This is a genomic window from Cellulosimicrobium protaetiae (assembly GCF_009708005.2).
GTDB lineage: Bacteria > Actinomycetota > Actinomycetes > Actinomycetales > Cellulomonadaceae > Cellulosimicrobium > Cellulosimicrobium protaetiae.
In genome coordinates this window covers 3,686,214-3,711,928 of the sequence record NZ_CP052757.1, presented here as the reverse complement: position 1 = coordinate 3,711,928, position 25,715 = coordinate 3,686,214, and the positions used below count along the sequence as shown (strand labels likewise).

The 25,715-nt window shown below is 74.6% G+C and carries 21 protein-coding genes; 9 read left to right on the top strand and 12 right to left on the bottom strand.

What is annotated here, in order from left to right:
• Positions 1-34 precede the first annotated feature (34 nt).
• From FIC82_RS15995 to FIC82_RS15980, 4 genes are all read right to left on the bottom strand, one after another.
• Positions 35-1,246: an ABC transporter permease gene (locus FIC82_RS15995; RefSeq protein WP_168731994.1), complete on the bottom strand. Its 1,212-nt coding sequence runs from the start codon at positions 1,244-1,246 to the stop codon at positions 35-37.
• Positions 1,243-2,133 (bottom strand): ABC transporter ATP-binding protein, encoded by an 891-nt coding sequence (locus tag FIC82_RS15990; RefSeq protein ID WP_154799161.1) that lies wholly within the window; start codon positions 2,131-2,133, stop codon positions 1,243-1,245. Before FIC82_RS15990 ends, FIC82_RS15995 begins: the two co-directional genes overlap by 4 nt.
• Positions 2,130-3,149: an efflux RND transporter periplasmic adaptor subunit gene (locus FIC82_RS15985; protein ID WP_154799160.1), complete on the bottom strand. Its 1,020-nt coding sequence runs from the start codon at positions 3,147-3,149 to the stop codon at positions 2,130-2,132. Before FIC82_RS15985 ends, FIC82_RS15990 begins: the two co-directional genes overlap by 4 nt.
• Positions 3,150-3,592: 443 nt before the next feature.
• Entirely contained in the window at positions 3,593-4,741 is a 1,149-nt protein-coding gene (locus tag FIC82_RS15980) for an Mrp/NBP35 family ATP-binding protein (RefSeq protein WP_154799159.1), read from the bottom strand.
• Positions 4,742-4,850: 109 nt separating this feature from the next.
• On the opposite strand from FIC82_RS15980, the gene FIC82_RS15975 reads away from it, so the two are divergent.
• On the top strand, positions 4,851-5,648 hold the full coding sequence (locus tag FIC82_RS15975; protein WP_154799158.1) for a maleylpyruvate isomerase family mycothiol-dependent enzyme: 798 nt from the start codon (positions 4,851-4,853) through the stop codon (positions 5,646-5,648).
• A gap of 16 nt (positions 5,649-5,664) precedes the next feature.
• Here FIC82_RS15975 and FIC82_RS15970 read toward each other — a convergent pair whose 3' ends face one another.
• On the bottom strand, positions 5,665-6,174 hold the full coding sequence (locus FIC82_RS15970; protein ID WP_168731993.1) for a DUF1003 domain-containing protein: 510 nt from the start codon (positions 6,172-6,174) through the stop codon (positions 5,665-5,667).
• Positions 6,167-7,507 carry a magnesium transporter MgtE N-terminal domain-containing protein gene (locus FIC82_RS15965; RefSeq protein ID WP_168731992.1) on the bottom strand — a complete coding sequence of 447 codons (1,341 nt, stop codon included), beginning with the start codon at positions 7,505-7,507 and terminating at the stop codon, positions 6,167-6,169. The genes FIC82_RS15970 and FIC82_RS15965 overlap by 8 nt, the downstream gene beginning before the upstream one ends.
• A 145-nt stretch (positions 7,508-7,652) precedes the next feature.
• On the opposite strand from FIC82_RS15965, the gene FIC82_RS15960 reads away from it, so the two are divergent.
• Positions 7,653-8,462, top strand: a complete 810-nt coding sequence (locus tag FIC82_RS15960; protein ID WP_216609919.1) for a YflT domain-containing protein — start codon at positions 7,653-7,655, stop codon at positions 8,460-8,462.
• A gap of 248 nt (positions 8,463-8,710) precedes the next feature.
• Here the strand turns inward: FIC82_RS15960 and FIC82_RS15955 are convergent, their stop codons facing one another.
• Both FIC82_RS15955 and FIC82_RS15950 read right to left on the bottom strand, forming a co-directional pair.
• A complete protein-coding gene (locus tag FIC82_RS15955) occupies positions 8,711-10,321 on the bottom strand; it encodes an aminopeptidase P family protein (RefSeq protein ID WP_154799157.1) in 1,611 nt (536 codons plus the stop codon).
• On the bottom strand, positions 10,318-11,220 hold the full coding sequence (locus tag FIC82_RS15950; RefSeq protein ID WP_154799156.1) for an alpha/beta fold hydrolase: 903 nt from the start codon (positions 11,218-11,220) through the stop codon (positions 10,318-10,320). Before FIC82_RS15950 ends, FIC82_RS15955 begins: the two co-directional genes overlap by 4 nt.
• A gap of 118 nt (positions 11,221-11,338) precedes the next feature.
• Between FIC82_RS15950 and FIC82_RS15945 the strand changes: the two genes are divergently transcribed.
• The 3 genes from FIC82_RS15945 to FIC82_RS15935 all read left to right on the top strand — a co-directional run bounded on the left by FIC82_RS15945 (position 11,339) and on the right by FIC82_RS15935 (position 14,735).
• The gene (locus FIC82_RS15945; RefSeq protein ID WP_168731331.1) at positions 11,339-12,178 is read left to right on the top strand and encodes a PHP domain-containing protein; all 840 of its coding nucleotides are present in this window, start codon (positions 11,339-11,341) and stop codon (positions 12,176-12,178) included.
• A gap of 7 nt (positions 12,179-12,185) precedes the next feature.
• Positions 12,186-12,818, top strand: a complete 633-nt coding sequence (locus FIC82_RS15940; protein WP_154799154.1) for a MarC family protein — start codon at positions 12,186-12,188, stop codon at positions 12,816-12,818.
• Between the two features lie 132 nt (positions 12,819-12,950).
• On the top strand, positions 12,951-14,735 hold the full coding sequence (locus FIC82_RS15935; RefSeq protein WP_168731991.1) for a beta-N-acetylhexosaminidase: 1,785 nt from the start codon (positions 12,951-12,953) through the stop codon (positions 14,733-14,735).
• A 121-nt stretch (positions 14,736-14,856) separates the two neighbouring features.
• On the opposite strand, the gene FIC82_RS15930 is transcribed toward FIC82_RS15935, so the two are convergent.
• Positions 14,857-16,950, bottom strand: a complete 2,094-nt coding sequence (locus tag FIC82_RS15930) for a glycoside hydrolase family 18 protein (RefSeq protein ID WP_154799152.1) — start codon at positions 16,948-16,950, stop codon at positions 14,857-14,859.
• Positions 16,951-17,087: 137 nt separating this feature from the next.
• Between FIC82_RS15930 and FIC82_RS15925 the strand changes: the two genes are divergently transcribed.
• From FIC82_RS15925 to FIC82_RS15915, 3 genes are all read left to right on the top strand, one after another.
• Complete coding sequence (locus tag FIC82_RS15925) at positions 17,088-17,813, top strand: FadR/GntR family transcriptional regulator (protein WP_168731990.1); 726 nt, start codon at positions 17,088-17,090, stop codon at positions 17,811-17,813.
• Entirely contained in the window at positions 17,810-18,994 is a 1,185-nt protein-coding gene (locus FIC82_RS15920) for a CynX/NimT family MFS transporter (RefSeq protein ID WP_168731989.1), read from the top strand. The genes FIC82_RS15925 and FIC82_RS15920 overlap by 4 nt, the downstream gene beginning before the upstream one ends.
• A gap of 104 nt (positions 18,995-19,098) precedes the next feature.
• Positions 19,099-21,789 carry a family 20 glycosylhydrolase gene (locus FIC82_RS15915; RefSeq protein WP_168731988.1) on the top strand — a complete coding sequence of 897 codons (2,691 nt, stop codon included), beginning with the start codon at positions 19,099-19,101 and terminating at the stop codon, positions 21,787-21,789.
• Positions 21,790-21,881: 92 nt separating this feature from the next.
• Here the strand turns inward: FIC82_RS15915 and FIC82_RS15910 are convergent, their stop codons facing one another.
• Entirely contained in the window at positions 21,882-23,531 is a 1,650-nt protein-coding gene (locus FIC82_RS15910) for a DEAD/DEAH box helicase (RefSeq protein WP_168731987.1), read from the bottom strand.
• 241 nt (positions 23,532-23,772) lie between these two features.
• Between FIC82_RS15910 and FIC82_RS15905 the strand changes: the two genes are divergently transcribed.
• Positions 23,773-24,498: a ferritin-like fold-containing protein gene (locus tag FIC82_RS15905; protein WP_154799149.1), complete on the top strand. Its 726-nt coding sequence runs from the start codon at positions 23,773-23,775 to the stop codon at positions 24,496-24,498.
• A gap of 113 nt (positions 24,499-24,611) precedes the next feature.
• Here FIC82_RS15905 and FIC82_RS15900 read toward each other — a convergent pair whose 3' ends face one another.
• Together FIC82_RS15900 and FIC82_RS15895 are read right to left on the bottom strand one after the other, a co-directional pair.
• Positions 24,612-24,836 (bottom strand): DUF3107 domain-containing protein, encoded by a 225-nt coding sequence (locus tag FIC82_RS15900; RefSeq protein ID WP_047234756.1) that lies wholly within the window; start codon positions 24,834-24,836, stop codon positions 24,612-24,614.
• 92 nt (positions 24,837-24,928) lie between these two features.
• Positions 24,929-25,675 (bottom strand): TetR/AcrR family transcriptional regulator, encoded by a 747-nt coding sequence (locus FIC82_RS15895; RefSeq protein ID WP_154799148.1) that lies wholly within the window; start codon positions 25,673-25,675, stop codon positions 24,929-24,931.
• Positions 25,676-25,715: the final 40 nt, after the last annotated feature.

Sequence of the window (25,715 nt, the reverse complement as noted above, 5' to 3'; positions counted from 1 at the left end):
GTGGGTCGGAGGCGTCGTGACGGGGCGGGCGGGCTCAGTAGCGGATCGCGTCGATCACCTTGACGCGGACGGCGACGAGCGCCGGGAGGAGGCCCGCGAGCGCGCCGATCCCGACGGCGGCGAGCATGCCCGTGAGGGCGGCGGAGAACGGGAAGCCGGGCCGGTCCTGGACCGTCGAGCCCATGAGCGCGTCGAGCGGGACGTTGTGCAGCGCGACGACGGCGACGGTCACGCCGAGCAGGCCCGCGACGGTCGTGGCGACGACGCTCTCCATCATCACGGAGAAGAACACGCGTCCCGAGCTCGCGCCGAAGCTCCGCCGGATCCCGATCTCCCGGATGCGGTAGCGCACGGTGACGAGCGCGATGTTGACGAGCCCGAGGCCACCCAGGAGCAGCGCGACGACGCTCACGCCGAGCACCGTCCACCGGATCGCGCCGTCGACGGTCGCGTAGTCGGGCGAGTCGTAGCGGTAGACGTCGGCCTGCACGCCCTCGAGCGCGCCCGCGACGTCCCGCCGGATCGCCTCGACGAGGCCGTCGGAGAGCTCCTCGGGCACCCACAGCTCGAGCCGCGGCGGCCCCATCATCTCGATGGTCTCGGGCGTCACCCACGTCGACTGGGCGTCCACGAGGGCGTACGCGACCGGGTCCATGCCCGGCCAGTCGTCGGGGAACGCCCCGACGACCGTCGCGACCACGGGGTTCTCCCCGCCGATCGTCACGGTCGGGTGGTCGGCGACGCTCACGCCGCCGAGCGCGTCGAGGAACCCCTGGTTGACGACGAGGGCGGGGGAGAGCCGGTCCGCGTCCGCGTCCGTGAACCAGCGTCCCGAGGTCACCTCGAAGCGGTGCATGGTGGCCCAGTCCGCCTCGACGCCCGTCGTGGTGACCTCACGGGTCCCGTCGGGGAAGCGCACGGGTGCGGGCGCGTCGCGCAGCATCGACGAGTACTCGACGGAGTAGCGCGCCACGACCTCGTCGAAGACGCGCTCGTACTCCTCGGGCGCGGGCATGACGCTGCCCGCCTCGCCCGTCGGCCAGGCCGACACCTGCAGCGTGGCCGGGCGACCGTTCCAGCGCTCGTTCTGCTCGGCGGAGACCTGGCGCAGCATCTCGCCGGCCGCGGAGATCGCCGTGATCGCGCACACCGCGACCGCGACGCCCACGAGCGCGAGCAGGACGCGCACCTTGTGGACACGGAGCTCGTCCCACGCCTCGAGGAGCGCGCCGACGACCCCGGTCACGCGGCGCCCCCCGCGTGCGGGGCACCGACGGGCGCGACGAGCGGGCGCGCGACGTGCTCGGCCTGGTCGTCGCCGGCCTCGAGCGCGTGCGCCGCGCCGACGGGGTGACCCGGTCCGGGCCCGTACGGCTCGGCGTCGACCGTGCCCCCGGTGCCCGGACGGCGCGCGTCGAGCGCGGCGAGCGACCCGGCGCTGCGCGCGCTGATCGCGATCGGGGTGAGCACGCCGTCGGCGAGCCGGAACTGCCGGGAGGCGCGCGAGGCGACGGCGAGGTCGTGGGTGATGGCGATGAGCGCCGACCCGTTCTCGCGGGCGATGGTGTCGAGCAGGTCCATCACCTCGCTGCCGGTGTCGACGTCGAGGGCGCCGGTCGGCTCGTCGGCGAGGATCACGCGGGGCGTGCGCACGAGCGCGCGCGCGATGGCGACGCGCTGCTGCTCGCCCCCGGACAGCTTCTCCGGACGGGTGTCGAGACGGTCGCCGAGACCGACGCGGTCGAGCATGTCGGCCGCGAGCGTCGTCCGCTGCCAGAACTGCCGCCCCCGCGCGTACAGCAGCGGCGCGACGACGTTCTCGAGCGCCGTGCGGCCCTGCAGGAGGTTGAACTGCTGGAACACGAACCCGAAGTCGGTCCCGCGGCGACGCGCACGGGCGCGGCCCGAGAGTCGGCCGATCGGGACGCCGTCGAGCAGGTACTCGCCACCCGTGGGCGTGTCGAGGAGGCCGAGGATGTTGAGGAGGGTGGACTTCCCGGTCCCCGAGCGCCCGACGATCGAGACGTGCTCGCCCGCGTCGACCGTGAGGTCGATGCCGCGCAGGATCTCCAGCTCGCGGTCGTCGGGGAGGAGGACGGAGCGCGCGACCCCGTTCAGCTCCAGGAGGCTCATCCCCCGATCACCTCGCCGGTCATGGGGTCGACGACGGGCACGACGTCCTGGCCGGGCACGAACTCGAGGACCTCGTCGCCCTCGGCGAGCCCCTCGGTGACCTGCACGACGGCGCCGTCGGTGATCCCGAGCGTGACGGCTCGCTCCTCGGCCTCGCCGTCGGCGCCGACGACCCACACCTTGCCCTGCTCGACGCGGCCCAGGACGGCGGTGACCGGGACGACGAGCGCGCCCTCGACCGATCCCGCGGTGATCTCGAGCTCGGCCGCGAGCCCGGCGAACACGGTGACGTCCCCGGGCACGGCGCACGTGACGCTCGCGGACGACCCGCCCGCCGCGGGGTCGGCGCCTCCCTCCTCGGGCGTCCCGGCCGGGGCGGCGGCCGCACCCATGCGCAGGTTCGTGCACGTGAACGGGGCCGGGCCGCCGGTGACGGTGACCGTCGCCTCGGCGGGGATCTGCAGCAGCCGGAACTGCTGCTCGGCGACCATGCTGCCCGTGGCGGAGAGGGTGCCGGGGGAGATCGACGCGAAGTCCTCCCCGACGGCGACCTCCTGGTCCTTGAGGGCGGTGAACGTCGCGACGGTGCCGCCGATGCTCGCCTCGACGGTCTCCTTCGTCACCTTCGGGCGACGTTCGGTGACGGTGACCTCGCCGGTCTCCGGGTCGGTCTCCGTCAGGGGCTCGCGGGGCTCCTCGAGGGTGACCTCGAGCAGGGGGGCGCCGGCCTCCACGACGTCGCCGGGCTTGGCGTGGACAGCCGTCACGACACCGCGCTGGGTGACCTTCTGGGACGTCGCCGGGTCGGCGACGATCTGACCGGTCACGGTGACTGTGTTGGTCACGTCTCCCGTCGTCACGGCCACGCGCGGCTCGACGAGCTCGGCCGTCGGGAACGCGGGGTCGGTCGGCGGCTCGGGTGCCGAGCGGAACGCGATCACGGCTAGCAGGGCGGCGATGGCCGCCCAGATGACGATGCGGAGGGCGGGGAAGACGATCCGGCGGGTGATACCCACGTGCGGGCTCCTGGGACGAGGGTGACGGACGGCGGGGCGGGCGCTGCTGACGGGGGGCGGGGCCGCCCCGCCCGAAGGCTAGGGCGGCGGAGGGGAGGGCCGCGTCATCCCTGGGGAGGAGTTCCGTCGAGACTTCTCCACCCGCAGGTCGGCACCGGGTATGGCGCGCCGGAGGTCGCGACGGCGGTGCGCGGGGCGCTGGCCGAGCGCGTCGCGGGACGGGTGCTGCGTGCGACGTCGCACGTCAGGCAGGGAGAGGGGGCGCACGGGGGCACGGCGGTGCGGCAACGACGCCACGTCACACGATCCCCCTCACCGGCCTGACGGCCGTCCCCCTGACGAGATGCGGGCGAGACTATACCGTGGCACGAGGAAAAGACAGGGACCCTTCGAGAGGGTCGCCGTGGGACCGCACCGGGCCCTCGGGCGGGACCGGACGTGTGTCAGACCACGGTGACTCCGAGCGACCGTCCCGCGAGACCGCGCGGCCGGCGCGCGAGCCCCGCCGCGACGTCGCGCAGCGCGACCGCGGCGGGCGCGGCGGGGTCGGCCAGGACGACCGGGGTGCCGCCGTCGCCCGCCTCGCGCAGCGAGACGTCGAGGGGGACCTGGCCGAGGAGCGGGACGTCGGTGCCCGTCGCGCGCGAGAGGTTCGCGGCCACGCGCTCGCCCCCGCCGGACCCGAAGAGCTCGAGGCGCGAGCCGTCGGGCTGCTCGAGCCACGACATGTTCTCGACGACGCCGACGAGGCCCTGCTGCGTCTGGGTCGCGACCGAGCCGGCCCGCTCGGCCACTTCGGCGGCCGCGACCTGCGGCGTCGTGACGACGACGATCTCGCTGCCGGGCAGGAGCTGCGCCACGGAGATCGCGATGTCGCCCGTGCCGGGAGGGAGGTCGAGGAGCAGCACGTCGAGGTCGCCCCAGAAGACGTCCGCGAGGAACTGCTGGAGCGCGCGGTGCAGCATCGGCCCGCGCCACACGACCGGCTGGCCGGGCGGGACGAACATGCCGATCGAGACGACCTTCACGCCGTGCGCGATCGGCGGCAGGAGCATGTTGTCGACGCGCGTGGGCTGGCGGTCGACGCCGAGCATGCGGGGGATCGAGAACCCGTAGATGTCCGCGTCGACGACGCCGACCTCGAGGCCCTGCGCGGCGAGCGCGACCGCGAGGTTCGCGGTGACCGACGACTTGCCCACCCCGCCCTTGCCGGACGCGATCGCGTAGACCTTCGTCAGGGACTCCGGCTTGGCGAACGGGATCTCGGGCTCGCCGACGCCGCCGCGCAGCATCGTGCGCAGCTCGGCGCGCTGCTCGGCCGACATGACCCCCAGGTCCACGCGCACGTCCGCCACGCCGTCGACCGCGCGCACGGCGGCGTCGACGTCGCGCGTGAGGGTGTCGCGCATCGGGCACGTCGCGACCGTGAGGTCGACACCCACCGCGACGACCGTGCCCGACGCGCCGGGCTCGACGACGACCGAGCGGATCATGCCGAGGTCGGTCACGGGGCGGCGGATCTCGGGGTCGAGGACCGTGGTGAGCGCCTGCCGGACGGCGAGCTCGAGCGGGTCTGCGGCGGGGTCGGGCATGGACCCATCGTAGGCGCGGCGGGTGCCGCGTCCGCCGGGCCGTTGGTCCTGGTCCGGACGTGAGCCCCGTCGCACGACGGCCGTCCCGGATCGGGGCTACCGTGCACGGATGGACGCCCTGGCCTCTCTCGCCCGCGACAGCGAGCTCTTCGGTGACGCTGCCCGCAGCGCACCGCCCGACGCTCGCGTGCCGTCGTGCCCCGAGTGGACGGGCGCGGACCTCATCTACCACCTCGCCGAGGTGCAGGACTTCTGGGCGCGCGTGGTCGGGCCGGGTCCGGGCAGCGGCCTCGACGGCGACGACGTCGAGCCGCTCGCGCGCCCGTCCTCGGACGCCGAGCTGCCCGCGCTGCTGCAGCGCTCGACGAGCCGACTCGTCGCCGCGCTCACCGGTCGCGACCCCGGGGAGCCGTGCTGGTCGTGGCACGACGACGGGAGGCACGTGGGCTGGGTCGTCCGCCGGCAGGCCCACGAGGCCCTGATCCACCGCGCCGACGCCGAGCTCACCGCCGGTCGCGACGTCACCCCGGCGGACCCCGACGTCGCGGCGGACGGGGTCGACGAGGTGCTGACCGTCATGGTGGACGGTGTGCCCGGCTGGGGCGTCTTCACGCCCGACGGCGCGACCGTGTCGGTCGTCGTCGACGGGTTCGGGGAGCGGCCCCGGAGCTGGGAGCTCGCGTTCGGGCGCTTCACCGGGACGGGTCCGGAGTCGGGCACCGCCTACGACCTGGACGTCGCCCAGCTCGTCGACCTGCCCGGCTCGACCACGACGCAGGTCGCCGGGCCCGCCTGGGCGCTGGACCTGTGGCTGTGGGGCCGTGGCCCGGCCGACGGCCTGACGGTCGAGGGCGACCCTGGGCTCGTCGAGCGTCTGCGGCGGGTCGCGGCGGAAGGGACGCAGTAGCGCGGTCGGTCCCGCGTCAGCGGTCGGGCGTCTCCTCGTCGGCCGCGCGCGCCGACTTCTCCTCGAGCTCCTCGAGCAGGTTGCGGATCTCCGAGCGGACGAAGTCGCGCGTCGCGACCTCGCTCAGCGCGATGCGCAGCGCGGCCATCTCGCGCGCGAGGTACTCGGTGTCCGCGAGGTTGCGCTCGGCCCGCTGGCGGTCCTGCTCGGCGGTGACGCGGTCGCGGTCGTCCTGGCGGTTCTGCGCGAGCAGGATGAGCGGCGCGGCGTACGACGCCTGGAGCGAGAGCATGAGCGTGAGCGCCGTGAACCCGAACTCGGCCGAGTCGAACCGCAGCCCCTCCGGCCCCCAGGAGTTCCAGATGATCCACACCGCGCAGAACACGGTGAGGTAGACGAGGAACCGGGGCGTGCCCAGGAAGCGGGCGATGCCCTCGGTCGCGCGCCCGACCGCGTCCTGGTCGACCTTGACCCGCGGGATGAGGGAGCGCCGCGCGGTCTTCGGGGTGTCGAGGCGGTCAGCCACGGGTCACCCCCGCCGCGCCGCCGCGGGCCGCGGGCCGCGGCAGCGACCCGGGTGCGAGCGCGGCGCGGGCGTGCTCGGTGTCCACGTCGTCGTCGGTCTCGCGCCAGTCGTCGGGCAGCATGTGGTCGAGCACGTCGTCGACGCTGATCGCGCCGAGCAGGCGCTTCTCCGCGTCGAGGACCGGCACGCACAGGAGGTCGTACGTCGCGAGGATGCGCGTGACCCGGCCCAGCGGGGCGTCGGGCGCGACGCCCTCGACGTCGGAGTCGAGCACCGAGCCGACCGCGGCGTGCGGGGGCTCGCGCAGCAGCCGCTGGAAGTGCGCGACGCCGAGGAACCGGCCCGTCGGCGTCTCGAGCGGGGGGCGCGCGACGAACACCATCGACGCGAGCGCGGGCGCGAGGTCCTTGCGCCGGATCTGCGCCAGTGCGGTGGCGATCGTCGTCTCGGGGCCGAGCACGACGGGTTCGGACGTCATGAGGCCGCCCGCCGTGTCCTCGGCGTAGGCGAGCAGGCGACGCACGTCGCGCGCCTCCTCGGGCTCCATGAGCTCGAGGAGCTGCGCGGCCTGGGCCTCGGGCAGCTCGTGCAGCAGGTCGGCCGCGTCGTCGGGCTGCATGGCCTCGAGGACGTCGGCGGCACGGTCGGTGTCGAGGCCCGAGAGGATCGCGACCTGGTCGTCCTCGGGCAGCTCCTCCAGCACGTCGGCGAGGCGCTCGTTGTCGAGCGCGCCCGCGACCTCGAGGCGGCGCGTGTCGCCCAGGTCGTGGATGACGTCGGCGAGGTCGGCCGGCTTGAGGTCGTCGTAGGCGGCGAGGAGCATCGCGGCGCCCTGCGCCTCGGTGCCGCCCGCGAGGCCGGTCACCGCGCCGACGTCGACGACGATCGCGTCGCCGCGGCGGCGCAGCCCGAGCGTCCCCTTGTGCTGGGACCTGCGCCGCACGTAGAGCTTGGTCACGAGCCAGTCGCCCGTCCGCTGGCGCTCGATCGCGAGGTCCTCGATCGTCGCCGAGCCGGACCCGTCGACGAGCTCGACCGTGCGCTCCAGCAGCTCGCTCACGGCGAGCGTCTCCATCGCGCGCTGCTCGAACCGCCGCATGTTCACCAGGCCCGTCGAGATGACCTGCCCGGCGTCGATGCTCGTGACGCGGGTGAGCGGGAGGAAGACCCGGCGGCGCCCCGGCACCTCGACGACGAGGCCGACGGCGCGCGGCGCGCCCTTCGGCCGGATGAGCACGACGACGTCCCGCACCCGACCGACCTGGTCGCCGATGGGGTCGAACACGCTGGTCCCGGCCAGACGCGCGACGAAGACGGTGGTGGCTGCGCTCACGCGGCCAGCCTACGCACGCACCCCGGTCGTCGCCCGTTCCTCCCGGCACGTGGCGCGCCCCTCGGACGCCCCCGCGCCGCACGCTGCCCCCACCCGTCGCCGCCCGGCTCTCGCGCGCTCCGCACGAGTAGGACAGACTGGGCGAATGAGCATGTCACGCCCGGGTGCCGTCCCCCGTGTCCCCACCCCGCCGCGCGGTGAGCAGGTCGCGTCGTACGCGACCTACCTCGAGGCGCAGAAGGCCGTCGACTTCCTCTCGGACAACAAGTTCGCCGTCGAGCTCGTGACGATCGTCGGCACGGACCTCAAGATGGTCGAGCGCGTGACGGGCCGGCTGACGTACGGCCGGGTCGCGATCGCGGGCGCGGCGTCGGGCGCCTGGTTCGGGCTCTTCGTCGGCCTCCTGCTCTTCCTCTTCTCCGGCGACGGCTCGTTCGTGCTCACCGCGATCGGGGTCGGCGCCGGGTTCGGCCTGCTCTTCTCGGTGCTGTCCTACGCGCTCACGCGAGGCAGGCGCGACTTCACGTCGCAGAGCCAGATCGTCGCGTCGGCGTACGGGATCCTCTGCGCGCCCGAGCGCGCGGGCGACGCGCGCCAGCTCCTGTCCCGGATGCCGGAGGGCGCGGGCGGCGTGCGCGCGGCCGCGCCTCCCGCGAACCCGACGTGGGGGACGCCCGGGGCACCGACGCCGCCGGTCGCGCCGCCGGCCCCCGCTCCCGAGCCGCCGTCGGGCGCGCCCGTGCCCCCGGTGACGCCGCCCGCGCGGACGCCGGACCCGCGCTGGACCACCCCGACCGGCGAGCCGCGCTACGGCGCGATGCGCCCGACGTCGGACCAGCCGACCGACCCGCAGCCCGGTGCCCAGTCCGACCCCCCGTCGACACCGGGAGCGCAGCCCGACCCCCCGTCGGCACCCGGCTCGCAGCAGCCCGACCAGCCCGAGCGCCCTGCCTGACCCGACGACGAGGGCCGGCCGCCGGACGTCGTCGTCCGTCGGCCGGCCCCTCGCCGGAAGCGCTCGCTAGCGCTTCCGCGACTTCACGGAGGTCTCGGCAGCCCTCTCGCGCTTCTGGGCGCGCTTCTCCTTGAGGGACATCGATGCTTCCTTCTTGGTGCTCTTCGCCACGTGAGTTCACCTCCCCTCGCCGGTGGATGAACGGGTCACCATAGCCCAGTTCCGCCGCCGGCGAGGCGGGCCCTCGATCAGTCGCGCAGGCGCCTCATCCAGGCCTCGACGTCCTCCGCTCGGCGGGGGAGCGCGGCAGAGAGGTTCTCGTTGCCGTCGGCCGTGACGAGCACGTCGTCCTCGATGCGGACGCCGATGCCGCGGTACTCCTCGGGGACCGTCAGGTCGTCCGCCTTGAAGTACAGGCCCGGCTCGATCGTGAAGACCATGCCCGGCTCCAGGACCCCGTCGAGGTAGAGCTCGCGGCGCGCCTGCGCGCAGTCGTGCACGTCGAGGCCGAGGTGGTGGCTCGTGCCGTGCACCATCCAGCGGCGGTGCTGCTGACCCTCGGGCGAGAGCGACTCGGCCGCGCTCACCGGGAGCAGCCCCCACTCCTCGAGCCGCGCGGCGACGACCTCCATCGCCGCGGCGTGCACGTCGCGGAAGCGCGCGCCGGGGACGGCGACCGCGAACGCGGCGTCCGCGGCGTCGAGCACCGCCTGGTAGACGCGGCGCTGGACCTCGGTGTACTCGCCGTCCACGGGCAGCGTGCGCGTGACGTCCGCGGTGTAGAGCGAGTCGACCTCGACGCCCGCGTCGAGCAGCACGAGCTCGCCCGTCCGCACGACGCCGTCGTTGCGGATCCAGTGCAGCGTGGTCGCGTGCTCGCCCGCGGCGGCGATCGTCTCGTAGCCGACCGTGTTGCCCTCGAGGCGCGCGTGCGCGTCGAACGTCGTCTCGATGACGCGCTCGCCGCGGCGGTGCTCGACGGCGCGCGGCAGGTTCCGCACGACCTCCTCGAAGCCCGCGATGGTCGCGTCGACGGCCTCGCGCATCTGCTCGACCTCGTGCGCGTCCTTGACGAGGCGCAGCTCGGAGACGGCCTCGACGAGCGCGGCGTCCGTGCGCCGGTAGGCGGCTTCCGCGCGCGCGAGCCACTCGGCCTCGGTGAGCTCCTGCGTCTCCTCGGCGACGTCGTCGAGCCCCGCCTCGGCGCGGATCGCCTCGACGAGCGCCTCGACGGCCTCGTCGGCACCCGCGACGACGAGCAGCGTCACGCCGCCCGGGCCGACGTCCTTGGCGAGCGCGTCGCGCAGCTCGTCGACGTGCCGGGCCTCGACGCCCGTGGCGGTCGCGACGTCGTCGAGCGACGTCCGCACCCCCACCCAGAACTCGCCGTAGCGCGAGTCGGCGTAGAACTCCTCGGTGTCGCGCGCGGCGAGCGGGCGCACGTAGAGCACGGCGTGATGCGCGGAGCCGCCGTCGCCGGTGCCGGGCTCGACCGGGTGCAGGACGAGCACCGCGTCGGGCTCCTGGTCCGTGCCGTAGCCGGTGAGGTGCGCGAACGCGGAGTGCGGGCGGAACCGGTAGTCGGTGTCGTTCGAGCGCGTCTTGAGCGGGCCGGCGGGGACGACGAGGCGCGATCCCGGGAACCGGGCCGACAGCGCGGCGCGCCGTGCGGCGGTGAAGGGCGCGGCCGGGAGGGGCTCGACGTCGAGCTGCGCGCGCGGCGCCCAGCCGCTCGTGATGAAGGCCTTGAACGCGTCGGAGTCCGGGCGCTGCGAGCGGTTGCTCCCGCGCGCGGCGAGGTCCTGGGCCTCCTGGGTGTCGGGGGTCTGCTCGGGCGTGACGGGGGTGGCGTCGGTCATGCCCCCAGTCTCGCACCGCGCACGCGACCGAAGTCCGCGAGCGCGCGCCCGAGCACGCGGTTGAAGGCTTCGGGGGCCTCGCTGTTGACGTCGTGGCCGGCGCGCGGCACGACGACGAGCGCCGCGTCCGGGGCCGCCGCGAGGTAGCGCTGCTCGTCGAGGCGCAGGTGGTCGCGGGCGCCGTTGACGAGCCAGACCGGCACGTCGACGTCGCGGACGTGGGCGAGCCACGAGCGCCCCGCGAGCTGGGTGAGCGCGTCGGTCACGACGTGCCAGCCGGGGGCGGCGGGGGTCGTCCCGGTGGCGTCACCGGGTCCGGCGAGAGCGTACGACGACGCCGCGCCGGCCGGGAGCGAGCGGCCGCCGCGGGCGATCGTGCCCCACGCGGCAGCGCTCGTGCGGGCGGCCCAGCGCGCGCCGCGGCCTACCGCGCCCCCACCGGCGACGACGAGGCGCGCGACGTCGCGGTAGAGCGCGACCGGCTTGCCCTTGGGGTCCGACGTGCACGCCGCGGCGACGACGCCCGCGAGGTTCGCGGGGCGGCGGGCCGCCCAGGCGAGCGACGTGTACCCGCCGAGCGAGAGCCCGACCAGCGCGACCCTCCGGCCCGGGCCGAAGGACGCGACGGCCTCGTCGAGCACCTCGAAGGACCTGTCGAGCGTGAAGCGCTCGTGCGCGCGGGTGCCGTGCGCGGGCAGGTCGACGGCCACGGCGTCGTGCCCGAGCCCCCGCACGTGCTCCACCTGGCGGTCCCAGATCGCGCTCGACGTCCGCATGCCGTGGACGAAGACGACGGCGGGCGGGACGTCCGGGCCGGCGGCGGACGCGTCGGTGCGGTGGCCGGGCGGGGTGAGGAGGGCTGCGGAGGAGGGGACGGGGGCGAGCGTCGTGGGGGTCATCGCTCTCGACTGTGGCACCCCAGCCTGGGACGGCCGTGGTGAGGGGCCGGGTCCCGTGTGCACATCGTGTGCGGGTCCGGTGCCGTCGCCCCGCGGTCCGGTCACTATCCTGGGTCGCGTGCGCATCGACCTCCACACCCACTCGACCGCGTCGGACGGCACGGACGCGCCGGGGGAGGTCGTCGAGGCCGCGGCCGCGGCGGGCCTCGACGTCGTCGCGCTCACGGACCACGACACGACCGCCGGCTGGGCGCAGGCGACGGACGCCGCGCTCCGGCACGGCGTCGCGCTCGTCCGCGGCGCGGAGATCTCGGCTCGCTCGGGCGGCATCAGCGTGCACCTGCTCTCCTACCTGCACGACCCCGCGCACGCGGCGCTCCTCGCCGAGCTCGACCGCACGCGCGACGCGCGCACCAGCCGGGCGCGACGGATGGTCGACCTCATCGGCGAGGACTACCCGATCACATGGGATGATGTGCTCGCGCAGACCGTCGAGGGCACGACGATCGGACGCCCGCACATCGCGGACGCGCTCGTCGCGGCCGGGCTCGCGCCCGACCGTTCGGCGGCGTTCGCGACGATCCTCGCCACCGACACCCCGTACTACGTGCCGCACTACGCGCCCGACGCCGCCGCGGCCGTGCGGGGCGTCCGGGCGGCAGGCGGCGTCCCCGTCTTCGCCCACCCGGGCGCGGACGGTCGCGGGCGCGTCGTCGCCGACGCGGTGATCGAGGAGATGGCCGCGGCGGGGCTCGCGGGGCTCGAGGTGTTCCACCGCGACCACGACGACCGCCAGCGCGCACGGCTCGACGACCTCGCCCGCACCCTGGGCCTGTTCGTCACCGGGTCGAGCGACTACCACGGGGCCGGCAAACCGAACCGGCTCGGGGAGAACACGACAGCACCGACCGTGCTGGAGCAGATCGAGGAGCTGGGACAGTTGGACGTGATCCGATGATCGGACGATGAACGAGTTCTTCGACGTCCGGCTCTTCACGGAGGTCTTCGTCACCCTGTTCGTCATCATGGACCCGCCCGGCACGGTGCCGGTGTTCCTGGGCCTGACGAGCGCGATGGGTGCCAAGCAGCGCAACCAGGCGGCCCGCACCGCGATCCTCGTCGCGTTCGGCGTGATCGTGGCGTTCGCGGCGTTCGGCCAGCAGATCCTCAGCTACATGCACATCTCGCTGCCCGCGCTGCAGACCGCGGGCGGTCTGCTGCTGCTGCTCGTCGCGATGGAGCTCCTCACGGGCAAGATGGAGGAGCCGCAGCCGTCGGGCAACAAGGGCGTCAACGTCGCGCTCGTGCCGCTCGGGACGCCGCTCCTCGCCGGGCCGGGAGCGATCGTCGCGACCATGGTCTTCGTGCAGCGCGCGGGCGAGCGCGGGGGCGGTGTCGCGGAGTGGGTGGCGATCGTCGCGGGCGTCGTCGCGGTGCACGTGTGCCTGTGGCTGTCCATGCGCTTCGCGAACGTCATCAACCGCGTGCTCGGCGACTCCGGGACCATCCTCGTGACGCGCATCGCGGGGCTCCTGCTCGCTGCCATCGCGGTCCAGCTCGTCGCCGACGCCGTCACGCAGTTCGTCCAGGCCGCCTGACCGTCGCTCTCCTCCGGCCCGGCCCACCCTCGCGGTGGCCGGTCCGGGAGCGCTAGGGTCGGGCCGACGCGGACGACGGCCGTCCGCGCGGCGAGTTCGGCAGGGGTCCTCATGAATGCAGGCAGGCGTTCGGTGCGACGCACGCTCGGTGTGCTCACCGTGGTCGTGGCGGGCGGGGTCGCGGTCCTCGCCGGCTGCACGCCCACCCCTGGTGCCGCACCGTCCGGGCAGGGCCTCGGGCTCGTCCCGCTCCCGGCCTCGGTCGAGGTCTCGGGCGGGGAGCCGTTCGTGCTCGACGACGGGACCCGGGTCGTCGTCGACGTGTCGGCGGGCAGCGCCGTCGGGCAGGACGGAGCGGTCCGCGTCGGCGAGCTGCTCGCCGACGAGCTGCGGACCCCCACGGGGCTCGGTCTCGCCGTGGAGACGACCCGGGACGACGGTGGGACGGAGGGCTCGACGGAGGGCGATGCCGTGGTGCTGCGGATCGACGCCGGAGGCGAGTCGTGGGAGCCGCACGGGCTGCTCGACGACCCCGCGGACGAGGCGTACATCCTCGAGGTCACCGAGGACGCGGTGGTGGTCTCGGGGACGACGCCCGCGGGCCTCTACCGCGGGACGCGCACCCTGCTGCAGCTCCTCCCGCCCGAGGTCGAGTCCCCGGCACCGGCGGACGGCGTCGCGTGGGAGGTGCCCGCGGTCGAGATCGCGGACGAGCCGCGCTACGCCTACCGGGGCGCGATGCTCGACGTGGCCCGGCGCTTCTTCCCCGTCGAGGACGTCAAGCGGTTCGTCGACCACCTCGCGGACTACCGGCTCAACGTCCTGCACCTGCACCTCACCGACGACCAGGGGTGGCGGTTCCCGGTCGACGGCCTGCCCGAGCTGACCGACGTCGGCGGACGGACGCAGGAGGGCTGGCCGCCGGGGACCGGGGGGCCGTGGTCGTACACGCCGCAGGAGTACGCGGAGATCGTCGCGTACGCCGCCGAGCGGTACGTCACCGTCGTCCCCGAGGTCGACGGTCCGGGGCACACGCTCGCCGCCCAGTCCGCGATCGGGTCGCTGCGGTGCGACGGGACGCCCGGCGAACCGTACTGGGGCCCCGAGGTGAACAACCCCATCGTCTGCTCGAGCGACGAGAACATGCCGGCCGTGCGTGGCTACCTCGAGACCGTGCTCGCGGCCGTCGTCGCGCAGAACCCCGGGCCGTACGTCCACGTCGGCGGCGACGAGGCGCCGGACCCGGAGGAGGGCTGGTACGAGAACTACGCCGCGGCGGCGAACGAGATCGTCGCGGGGCACGGCCGGACGGTCGTCGGGTGGCACCAGTGGGCGCAGGGCACGACCCTGCCCGCGGGCAGCCTCGTCCAGTACTGGGGAGTCGGCGAGCACAACCGTCCGCTCGTCGGGACGGAGCGGGAGACCGAGGACGTGCGGGAGGTGCGGGCCGCGCTCGCCGCGGGGGCCGACCTCGTCATGTCTCCGGCGGACCGGACGTACCTCGACATGAAGTACGACGACCTGACGCCCTACGGCCTCGAGTGGGCGGGCCGGATCGACCTCGAGCGCGCCTACGACTGGGACCCCGAGACCGAGCTGACGTCGACGCTCGACCCGGAGCGGCAGGTCGACGTCGCGGGGCGCGTCGCGGGGGTCGAGGCGCCGCTCTGGTCGGACCGGTCGTACCCGGACAGCCTCACCCACCTGCCGACGAGCACCGACGAGTTCGTCGAGCCGGTCGTCTACCTCGACCACATGACGTTCCCCCGGCTGCCCGCGCTCGCCGAGGTCGCGTGGACGGCGCAGGCCGACCGCGACTACGCGGCGTTCGAGGCGCGCCTGGTCCCGCACGCGGCCCGGTGGGACGCCGCGGGGATCGGCTGGAACCGCGTGCACGACGTGCGCTGGGACGACTGAGCGGCACGACCGGCGTCCGGGCCGAGGGCCCCGACGCCGGTCGTGCCGCCGCCACGGGTCAGCGCCGCGGGTCAGCCGCGTGGGCCGGTGGCACCGCGCACTCGCGGGTGGCTGGTGCCGGTCACGGCCAGTACTCGTCGAAGTTCCGGGAGAACTCCCACCCGTTGAAGCGGTCCCAGTTGATCGACCACGTCATGAGCCCGCGGAGCGCGGGCCAGCGCCCGTGGGTCTGGTACGACCCGCAGCCCGTGCCCTTCGTGAGGCAGTCCAGGGCCTGGTCGACCTGGGCGGGCGACGTGTGGCCGTTGCCGGCGTGCGTGCTCGCCGGCAGGCCGATCGCGACCTGGTCCGGGCGCAGCGCGGGGAACGTCTTGGACGCGTCGCGCGCGACGGGGAAGCCGGTGAGCAGCATGTCCGTCATGGCGATGTGGAAGTCCGCACCGCCCATCGTGTGGTACTGGTCGTCGAGTCCCATGATCGGGCCCGAGTTGTAGTGCTGGACGTGGAGCAGCGTCAGCTCGTCGCGCAGCGCGTGGATCACCGGGAGGTACGCGCCGCAGCGCGGGTCCTGGCCGCCCCACGGCCCCGAGCCGTAGAACTGGTAGCCGTTCTGGACGAAGAACGTCTCCGGTGCCATCGTCAGCACGAAGTCGTCCCCGTAGCGCGCCGTGAGGGTCTTGAGCGCAGAGATGAGGTTGACGATCACGGGGGTGGTCGGGTTGCGGAAGTCCGTGTCGCCCGTGTTCAGGTACAGCGAGTGGCCCTCGAAGTCGATGTCGACCCCGTCCAGCCCGTAGGTGTCGATGATCGAGCTCACCGAGGCGACGAACGCGTCGCGCGCGGCGGTCGTCGTGAGCTGCACCTGGCCGTTCTGGCCGCCGATCGACAGGAGCACCTTCTTGCCCGCCGCACGCTTCGCGGCGATGGCGGCCTTGAACTCCGCGACCGACTCGACGTTCGGGCACTCGGTCTGCGGGCACAGGCTGAACCGGATGTCTCCGGACGTGACCGTCGTCGGCTCGCCGAACGCGAGGTTGATGACGTCCCACGAGTCCGGGACGTCCGCCATGCGCGTGTAGCCCGAGCCGTTGGCGAACGACGCGTGCAGGTACCCGACGAGAGCGTGCTCGGGGAGCCCGCCGCCGGTCCTGCCGGCAGTCGTCGCCGTGACCGCGGTGGAGCGGGGGGACTCGCCGCCGGCGTTGGTCGCGGTGACCTGGAAGGAGTAGGAGGTGGACGCCGCGAGGCCGGTCACGGTCGCGGTCGGGCTCGTCGTGGTCGAGACACGGACGCCGTCGCGGTAGACGGCGTACCCGGTGGCTCCGGTCACGGCGCCCCAGGTGAGGGGGACGCTGCTCGCCGTGGGTGTCCCGGCCGTGAGCCCCGTGGGCGCCGCGGGCGGCTGCGTCGTGCCGCTCGTCGTCCTCACGGTGACGGCGGGGGAGCGGGGGGACTCGCCGACGGCGTTGGTCGCGGTGACCTGGAAGGAGTAGGAGGTGGAGGCGGCGAGGCCGGTGACGGTGGTCGACGGGGCCGTGGTGGTGGCGACCCTGGTGCCGTCGCGGTAGACGGCGTACCCGGTGGCCCCGGCCACGGCGCCCCACGTGAGGGGGACGCTGCTGGCGGTGGGCGTCCCGGCGGCGAGGCCGGTGGGCGTGGCGGGCGGCTGGGTCGTGCCGCCGCCCGGACCGACAAGGCTGACGTCGTCGGCCACGTAGGCGGGCTGGCCGTACCAGCCGTGCAGGTAGATCGTCGCGGACGTCGCCGTCGACGTCGTGGTGAACGTGACGCTGAGGCGCTGCCAGGTCGCGGCCGACGGCGTCCACGTCGAGACGGGCTGCGCCGTGGCCCCGCTCGCCCCGAGGTACACGTACGAGCCCTGGACCCACGCGCTGAGCGTGTACGTCGAGGAGGGCTGCACGGCCACGGTCTGCGAGCACCGCGCGTTGTCGGCGCCGGCGGGCGTCGCCCGGAGCGCGCCCGTGCCGGAGCGCACGGGGCTCGCGGTCGGCTGCCCCGTCGATCCGGAGCAGGTCCACCCGGACAGCCCCGACTCGAACCCGCCGTTGAGGGCGATCTCCGTGTCGGCGGCGGTGGCCGCCGTGATCCCGGTGAGCAGCGTCCCGACGAGCGTCGCCGAGGCGACCAGGGCGAGGATCCTACGCGGTCGCAGTCGCAGCCGCAGCCGCCGTCGTCGTGGGGTGGTGGGGTCCATGGTGATCTCGCTTTCGTCGTCGAGGAGCGGTCTCGCGCAACGTCCTCCTGGTGCCGCGCGATGGTCAATCCCCGTACGAGGGACCCCGTACGGTGCGCGGCGCACTCGAGGTAAACAGGGGATGTTAGGTTCTTTCGGTGAACCACGCGATCGTCCCTCCCCGCAAGGTGTCCGAGCTCGTCGTCGAACGGCTCAGCGAGCGCATCGCGTGCGGGGAGTGGCCCGTCGGCACCCGCATCCCGCCCGAGCCCGAGCTCGTCGCCGAGCTCGGCGTGGGTCGTAACACCGTGCGCGAGGCCGTGCGCGCCCTCGAGCACGCCGGCGTCCTCGAACCCCGGCGCGGCGACGGCACGTACGTCCGCGCGGCGGACGGCCTCGACGCCGCCCTGGTCCGCCGCGCCCGGACGGCGGACGCCTTCCACGTGCTCGACGTGCGCGCGATCCTCGAACGCGGGGCGGCGCGCGCCGCGGCCGTGCGACAGGACCCCGACGCGATCACCCGGCTGGACGCGGCGCTCGCGGTCCAGACGCAGTCCCGCGACGCCGACGAGGACGCGTTCCAGGCCGCCGACGTCGCGTTCCACGCCGAGGTCGTGCGCGCGGCGGGCAACCCCCTGCTCGCCGACCTCTACGACGGCCTCGACCACGCGCTCGTGCGTACGTACCCCTCCGGGATCCGGCGGCGGCACGACCGCGACGTCCCCGGGCACGAGGAGGTCGTGGCCGCGATCCGCGCGGGTGACGCCGCCGCGGCCGAGCGCGCGGTGACCGCGACGATCGACGCCGTGCGGGCCCAGCTCGTCGAGGCGGTCGCGGACGAGGGGCCGGGGCGACGCGACCGGGGCGCGGGGGCCGGGGCGTGAGCGGGCTGCGCCGCCCGCTGGGGCTCGGCGCGGTCCTCGCGATCGTCCTCGCGGCGCTCAACCTGCGGCCCGCCGTCGTCGCGATCTCCCCGCTCCTGGGGGAGATCCGGCTCGACGAGGGTCTGAGCGCGACCGCGGCGGGCGTGCTCACGACCCTGCCCGTCCTGTGCTTCGGCCTCCTGGCGCCGGTCGCGCCCGTGCTCGCGCGCCGGTGGGGGCTCGAACGTGCGCTCTTCGTGAGCCTCGTCGTGCTGTGCGTCGGGTTCGCCCTGCGGCTCGTCCCGGAGACGTGGGGGCTCTTCGCCGGGACCGTCGTCGCCGGGTGCGCCATCGGCCTCGGGAACGTGCTGCTGCCCGCCCTCATCAAGCGCGACTTCGCCGACCGCATCGGCCTCATGACGGGGCTCTACTCGATGGCGCTCTCGGGTGGCGCGGCGCTCGCCGCGGGCCTCACGCTCCCGGTCGCGGCTGCGGCGGGGCTCGACTGGCGCGGTGCGCTCGCGACGTGGGGCGTGCTCGCCGTCCTCGGCGTGCTCGTGTGGGTGCCGCGCGCGCTGCGGCCCGACCCGGCCGGCTCGACGGCGTTCGGCGCCGGGGCCGGCGCCGCTCGTTCCGCGGTGTGGCGCAGCCCGCTCGCCTGGGCGGTCACCGTCGTCATGGGCATGCAGTCGCTGTCGTTCTACGCCGTCAACGCGTGGCTGCCCGAGATCATGGTCGCGCAGGGGTGGACGCCGGAGGCGGGCGGCTGGCTCCTCGCACTGTGCAACCTCGCGGGGATCCTCGGGTCGTTCGTGACCCCGGTCCTCGCCGGGCGGATGCGCCGGCAGCGGGGCATCGGCGTCGTGCTCGTCGTGCTCGTCGGGACGGGCTTGCTCGGGTTGGCGCTCGCCCCCGGCGCGGCGGCGCTCTGGGTCGTGCTGGTCGGCCTCGGTCAGGGCGGCGGCATCAGCCTCGCGCTCACCCTCATGGCCCTGCGGGCGCGCGACGCGGCGCACACGTCCGAGCTCTCCGGCATGGCGCAGAGCGCGGGGTACCTGCTCGCCGCGACCGGGCCGCTCGGCCTCGGCCTCGCGCACGACGCGACCGGTGCCTGGACCCTCCCGCTCCTGCTGCTCGTCGCGGCGGCCGCCGTCCAGGGTGCCGCCGTCTGGTTCGCGGGGCGCGACGCACACGTTCACTAGGTGAGAGATTCTGACTGTTTGATCTTCCATTCAGTCAGATATTGACAGTTTGCCGAGGTGGCGGCAGGATCCGGGGATACGTCGCCTCGATTGAGGAGTGCCCCGTGACACCGTCGTCCACGCCCCGCCACCTCCACCGTGCCCACCCGCCCCGAGCTGCGCGCACGCGCCGCCTCGGTGCCGGGCTCGCCGTCCTGCTCGCGCTCGGGACGCTCCCCGCGCTCGCCCCGGCGTCCGGCGCCGAGCCAGGCCCGCCGCCCGCCGACGCGACCGACCTCGCGCTCGTCCCGCGCCCCGCGGAGGTCGCGCTCCAGGAGGGGCCCGGCTTCGTCGTCGCCCCCACGACCCGTGTCGTCGCCGCGGGCGACGCCGCCCCCGTCGGCGAGTACCTCGCCGACCTCCTGCGGCCGTCGACCGGATTCGAGGTGCCCGTCGACGGCGCCGGGAGCGGCGACGGAGCGGTCGAGCTCGTCGTCACCCCCGAGCCCGGGCTCGACGAGACGGAGTCCGAGCGGTACGCGCTCGCGGTGACGGACGACGGCGTGCGCCTCGAGTCGCCGACCGCCGCGGGGCTCTTCCGCGGCGTCCAGACGCTGCGTCAGCTCCTGCCCGCGCAGATCGAGGCCGGCACAGTCCAGGCGGAGACCTGGTCCCTGCCGGCGGTCGAGATCGCCGACGAGCCGCGCTTCGCGTACCGCTCGTCCATGCTCGACACCGCACGCCGGTTCTACCCGGTGGAGGACGTCAAGCGGTACATCGACCAGATGGCGCTCTACAAGCTCAACACGCTGCACCTGCACCTCACCGACGACCAGGGCTGGCGCATCGTCGTCGACGACCTCCCCGCCCTCACGGAGATCGGTGGGCAGACGCAGAGCGGCTGGGCGCCGGGGACCAACACGGGCGACCCCTGGTTCTACTCGAAGGCCGACTACGCCGAGATCGTCGACTACGCGGCGTCGCGGTACATCGAGGTCGTGCCGGAGATCGACGGTCCCGGCCACACGCTCGCCGCGCAGGCCGCGATCGGCTCCCTCAACTGCGACGGGCAGCCGAAGGCGCCGTACTACGGGTTCGACGTCGGCAACCCGATGGTCTGCGCGACGCCCGAGAACGCCGCGAACGTGCGCGTCTACCTCGAGAAGGTCATCGCCTCGGTCGCGGCGCAGAACCCCGGCCGCTACCTCCACCTCGGCGGCGACGAGGTGCCGGACCCGCCCGCCGGCTGGTACGAGGCGTACACCGCGACGGCCAACGAGATCGCGACGGCGCACGGCAAGACGATCGTCGGCTGGCACCAGTGGGCGCAGGGCTCCACGCTCCCGGCCGGCAGCCTGATGCAGTACTGGGGCGTCGCGTCCCGCAACCGGCCCACGATCGGCACCGCGAACGAGTCGGTCGACGTGCGGGAGGTCCGCACGGCCCTCGCCGCGGGCGCGCGCCTCGTGGTCTCGCCCGCCGACCGGGCCTACACGGACATGAAGTACGACGCGTCGACGCCCTACGGGCTCCAGTGGGCGGCGATCGTCAACCTCCGCCGGGCCTACGACTGGGACCCCCTGACCGAGCTGTCGAGCACGGACGGCAGCGTGCACCTCGCGACCGAGGAGCAGGTGGCCGGGGTCGAGGCGTCGCTGTGGGCCGACCGCGCCTACCGGGGCAGCAGCAGCCTGCCCACGAGCCACGACCAGTTCATCCCGCCCGCCGTGTACACCGACCACATGACCTTCCCGCGGATGCCCGCCATCGCCGAGGTCGCGTGGTCGCCCGCGGGGCGCGACTACGACGAGTTCGTGCAGCGGCTCGTGCCCCACGGCGAGCGGTGGACCGAGCTCGGCTACGGCTGGTACCGGGCACCGGACGTCGCCTGGGAGCCGGTCGAGCCCGTCGAGCCGGAGCTCGTCCACCACTGGGCGTTCGACGAGGGCACCGGGACCGGCGCACGCGACGCCGTCACGGGGGACGAGGCAGCGGTCGACGGCGCGCGCTGGGTCCCCGCGCCGCAGGGCGGCGGCCTCGCGCTCGACGGCGTCGACGACGGCGTGCGGCTCGACGCGGACCCGGTCGAGGGGTCCTGGACGCTGGCCGTCTGGGTGAAGCGCACGGACCCCCGACGCAGCTCCGTCCTCGTCTCGGACGCGACGGCAGGCGTCCGGACCGCCGTCAAGCTCGAGCAGTACCGGGACACCGGACGGGTCGGGCTCACGCGCCTCGGGGTCGCCGACGACGTCTCCGGGTACGCGACCCCGCTGGACGAGTGGGTGCACCTGGCCCTCACCGCGGACGGCGCCACGACACGGGTCTACGCCGACGGTGTCGAGGTGGGCCAGGTCCCGGCGACGGCGACGCTCGGGATCGACCAGCTCGGCCGCCTCTGGGACGCCCCCGGGTGGCCGGGCGCGACCGACGCCGCGGCGATGGAGGTCGACGACCTGAGGGTGTACACCGGCGCGCTCGACGCGCAGGCGGTCGCCGACCTGTACTCCGAGGTCTCGCCCGAGGAGGGGCCGCACGTCGAGGTCGAGGCGCAGGTGCGCTGCCTGGCCGGTCGTGCCGCTGTCGCGGTGCGCGCGCTCAACACGGACGACACGACGCTCGACGTGGTGCTCGCGACCCCGTGGGGGACGCGGACGGTCGCCGCGGTCGCGCCCGGCGCCTCGGCGTACCAGACGTTCTCGACGCGGTCGGTGTCCGTCCCGGCGTCGACCGCGACCGTGACGGCGAGGGTGGCGGGTGCGCTCGACGGGCCGCCCACCGTGGTGGACGTCGACCTGGCCGCGACCGCCTGCGGCTGAGCCGGACGCGACGAACCCCGGGTCGCTCCCCACGGTGCGGTGACCGTGGGGAGCGACCCGGGGTTCGTCGTCGGGCTGCGGGGCGCTCCGGACTACTCGGCGGGCTGGGCGGCCGGCGCGCCGCCGCCCTGCTGCTCGACGGGGCGACCACCGCGCGTGCGGCGGCGGTTGCGGGACCGACGGCGACGCTCGCCGCCCTCGGGCTGCGCGCCCTGGGCGGTGGCGTCGGCCTGCTCGCCCTCGGCACGACCGCCCGAGCGCTCACCCTCCGCGCGACGCCCGCCGGAACGGCCCTGGCCGCCGGACCGACCGCGCTCGCCCTCGGAGCGTCCGCGACCGCCGTCGGACCTGCCGCCCTGGCGACCCCGCGAACCACCGGCCGGCGTGTGTCGCTTGCCGGTCTCGCCGAGGTCCTCGATCTCCTCCGCCTCGAGCCCCGCGAGCGTGCGCCGCTCCTTCGGGAGGCGGCCCTTCGTGCCCTCGGGGATGTGCAGGTCGGTGTACAGGTGCGGCGAGCTCGAGTACGTCTCGACCGGCTCCGGGATGCCGAGGTCGAGGGCCTTGTCGATGAGCGACCAGCGGGGGATGTCGTCCCAGTCGACGAACGTCACCGCGGTGCCCTTGTTGCCCGCGCGGCCGGTGCGGCCGGTGCGGTGCAGGTAGGTCTTCTCGTCCTCGGGGCACTGGTAGTTCACGACGTGCGTGACGTCCTCGACGTCGATGCCGCGCGCCGCGACGTCCGTCGCGACGAGCACGTCGATCTTGCCGTTGCGGAACGCGCGCAGCGCCTGCTCGCGCGCGCCCTGCCCGAGGTCGCCGTGGATCGAGCCGGCGGCGAAGCCGCGGTCGACGAGCTCGTCCGCGACCTTCGCCGCGGTCCGCTTGGTCCGGGCGAACACGATCGTGCGGCCGCGGCCCTCGGCCTGGAGGATGCGCGCGAGCATCTCGACCTTGTCCAGCGCGTGCGCGCGGTAGACGACCTGCTCGATGTTCTTGACCGTCTGGCCGCCGTCGTCCGGGTCGTTCGCGCGGATGTGCGTCGGCTGCTTCATGTACCGGCGCGCCATCGAGACGACGGCGCCCGGCATGGTCGCCGAGAAGAGCATCGTGTGCCGCTGCGCGGGCGTGCGCGCCAGGATCTTCTCGACGTCCGGGAGGAACCCGAGGTCGAGCATCTCGTCCGCCTCGTCGAGGACCACGGTCGCGGCGCGCGTGAGGTTGAGGTGGCCCTGGTTCATGAGGTCGATCATGCGGCCCGGCGTGCCGACGACGACCTCGACGCCGCGCGTCAGAGCCTCGACCTGGGGCTCGTAGGCGCGCCCGCCGTAGAGCTGGACGATGCGCACCGAGCGGCGCTTCGAGGCCGTGGTGAGGTCGTTCGCGACCTGGACCGCGAGCTCGCGCGTCGGGACGACGACGAGCGCCTGCGGCTTGCCGGGGGAGGGCAGCTCGTCGAAGCCGGGCTCACCCGGGGCGACGACGCGGTGCAGGAGCGGCACGCCGAAGCCGAGGGTCTTGCCGGTACCGGTCTTGGCCTGGCCGATGATGTCGTGGCCGGACATGGCGACCGGGAGCGTCATCGCCTGGATGGGGAACGGCTGGACGATCCCCGCGTCGGAGAGCGCGTCGACGATCTCCTGGCGCACGCCGAAGTCGGCGAAGGTGGTGTTGTCCGCGTGGACGCTCGCTGCGACGGTCGTCGCGTCCGCGCTCACGTCAGGGGTCGCGTCTGTGGTGGTCACTGGTGCCTCTGTCTCGTTCGGGCACGCGCGACCGTCGGCGGGCCCGGCGGGGCCCGGTCCCGGGAGGCTCCCGGTCGCGGTCGTACGCACCTCGTGGCCGGCAGCCGATCGTGGGATGTCGTGGCCCGGCCCGCGCTGCGGACCGTGCCGTGCCGTCGTCGTTCGTGTGACGAGCGTGAGGTCTGGACGACCGGGCAACCGATGTACGCCCGCCATGATATCGGAGAACTATCCTGGCCCGATGAGCGACACCGAGCACGTGAGCCCCACGACCCTGTCCACCGTGGACCACGCGGACGCGGTCGAGCTGCTCGGCCTCGTCGCGTACACCGAGCTCGCGAGCTTCGGGCGCCTCGCGGGCGACGCCGCGCACGCGCCCACGCTGCGCCAGCGACAGGCGCTCTCGCGGCTCGCGGCGGCCATGCTCGACCGGCAGGAGCGCGTGCTCGTGCGCGTCGACGAGCTGGGCGGAGACTCAGCCGACTGCATGACGGCCTTCGACGGCCTCTTCGACGACTTCGACGCCCGCACGCGTCCCAGCACGTGGTGGGAGGGGATCCTCAAGGGGTACGTGGGCCAGGGCGTCGCGGACGACTTCTGCCTGCTCGCCGCGCAGGGCCTCGACGAGCGTTCGCGCGCCGTCGTCGTGGACGCGCTCACCCAGGACACGCCGGCTCAGCGCTACGCGCCGGTCATCGCGGACGCCGCCGCCGCGGACCCCGTGCTCGCGTCCCGCCTCGCGCTGTGGGGTCGGCGGCTCGTCGGCGAGGCGCTCGGCGTCGTCGGCGTCGTCCTGTCCCGGCGCCCGGCGCTCGCGCGGCTGGTCGCCGCGGGGGTGGACGCCGTGGCCGCCGACGCGCCGGACGGTCCAGGGAACGGCCCCGCGCCCGCGACCCAGTCCTGGGTCTTCTCGCGCCTCACCGCCGAGCACTCCCGCCGCATGGACCGCCTCGGCCTCGCCGCCTGAGCCTCTGGCTCCACCGGTCGCACCGGCCCGGGAGCGTCGAGGACGCCGTCGCCGCCCGCCACGTGCTGGTGACGGGCGGCAACCGCATGCTCGTACGACCTGGTCGGCCTCGGTCAGAGGGAGCCGAAGCCGACCTTGCGCTGCTCCTCGGTGCCGATCTCGACGTAGCCGAGCGACGCCGTCGGGATGATCACGCGACGACCGCGCGAGTCCGTGAGCTCGAGCGCCGGGGCGCCGCCCAGCGCGTCGGCGACCGCGGTCGCCACGGCCTCGGCGGACAGGTCCGTGTCGACGACGAGCTCACGGGCCAGGTTCTGCACACCGATCGTGACTTCCACAGCTTCTCCTCACAGCGGCTGCGCCAGGCGCAGCGACGACGGGCCTCGGGACGCCCGGGGGCGCCCACCGGCGACAACGCGTTCGATAGTAGTCAGATTCCCGCCGACGACCCGGCGGGCGCACCGCCCTCGACGGACCCGGTCCGCGGCCGGCGCAGCATGCCGTGCACCCCGCGCCACACGAGGCGCGGGACGAGGCGCGTGACGTCGTCCGCCGTCGCGCTCCCGTCGGGGCGCACCGCCTCGGTCGCGGCGGCGCGGCCGACGGCCGTGCACGTCCGCGAGACGACGAGCGCCTCGTCGGCGTCGAGGTCCGCGATCCGGACGAGGACGTCGGCGAACGCGCCCGCGATCCGGGCGTCGGGTGCGAGGACGCGCGCCCGGACGACCGGGTCGCGCATGACGTCGGACTCGAACAGCAGCGCCGCGGACCGCCCGGCCGAGCGCGCGTAGGCGACGTACGCCCGGACGATGCCCTCGATCACGGCGAGACCGTCGACCGCGAGCGCGTCGAGGTCTCCCGCGGGGACGCCCGGCGCCGGCTCGCGGAACGGGTCGAGCGTGCGGTGGACGGCGCGGACCAGGCGTTCGCCCTGGTCGTCGACGATCGCGAGGTAGAGGTCGAGCTTCGAGGGGAAGTGCCGGTACAGCACGGGCTTGCCGACCCCGGCGCGGTCCGCGATGTCGTCCATCGAGATGTGGTGGTAGCCGTGCGAGGCGAAGAGCTCCTCGGCGATCGTCAGGAGCTGGGCGCGACGCTCGTCCCGGGGCATCCGGGTGCGTGCGCCCCTGGGCGCCCCCGCCGTGACGCGTGCGCGTCCCTCGCTGGCTCCCGTCATGGGGGGAGGATACGGAAACCGCCCCCGGTGTCGACCTCGT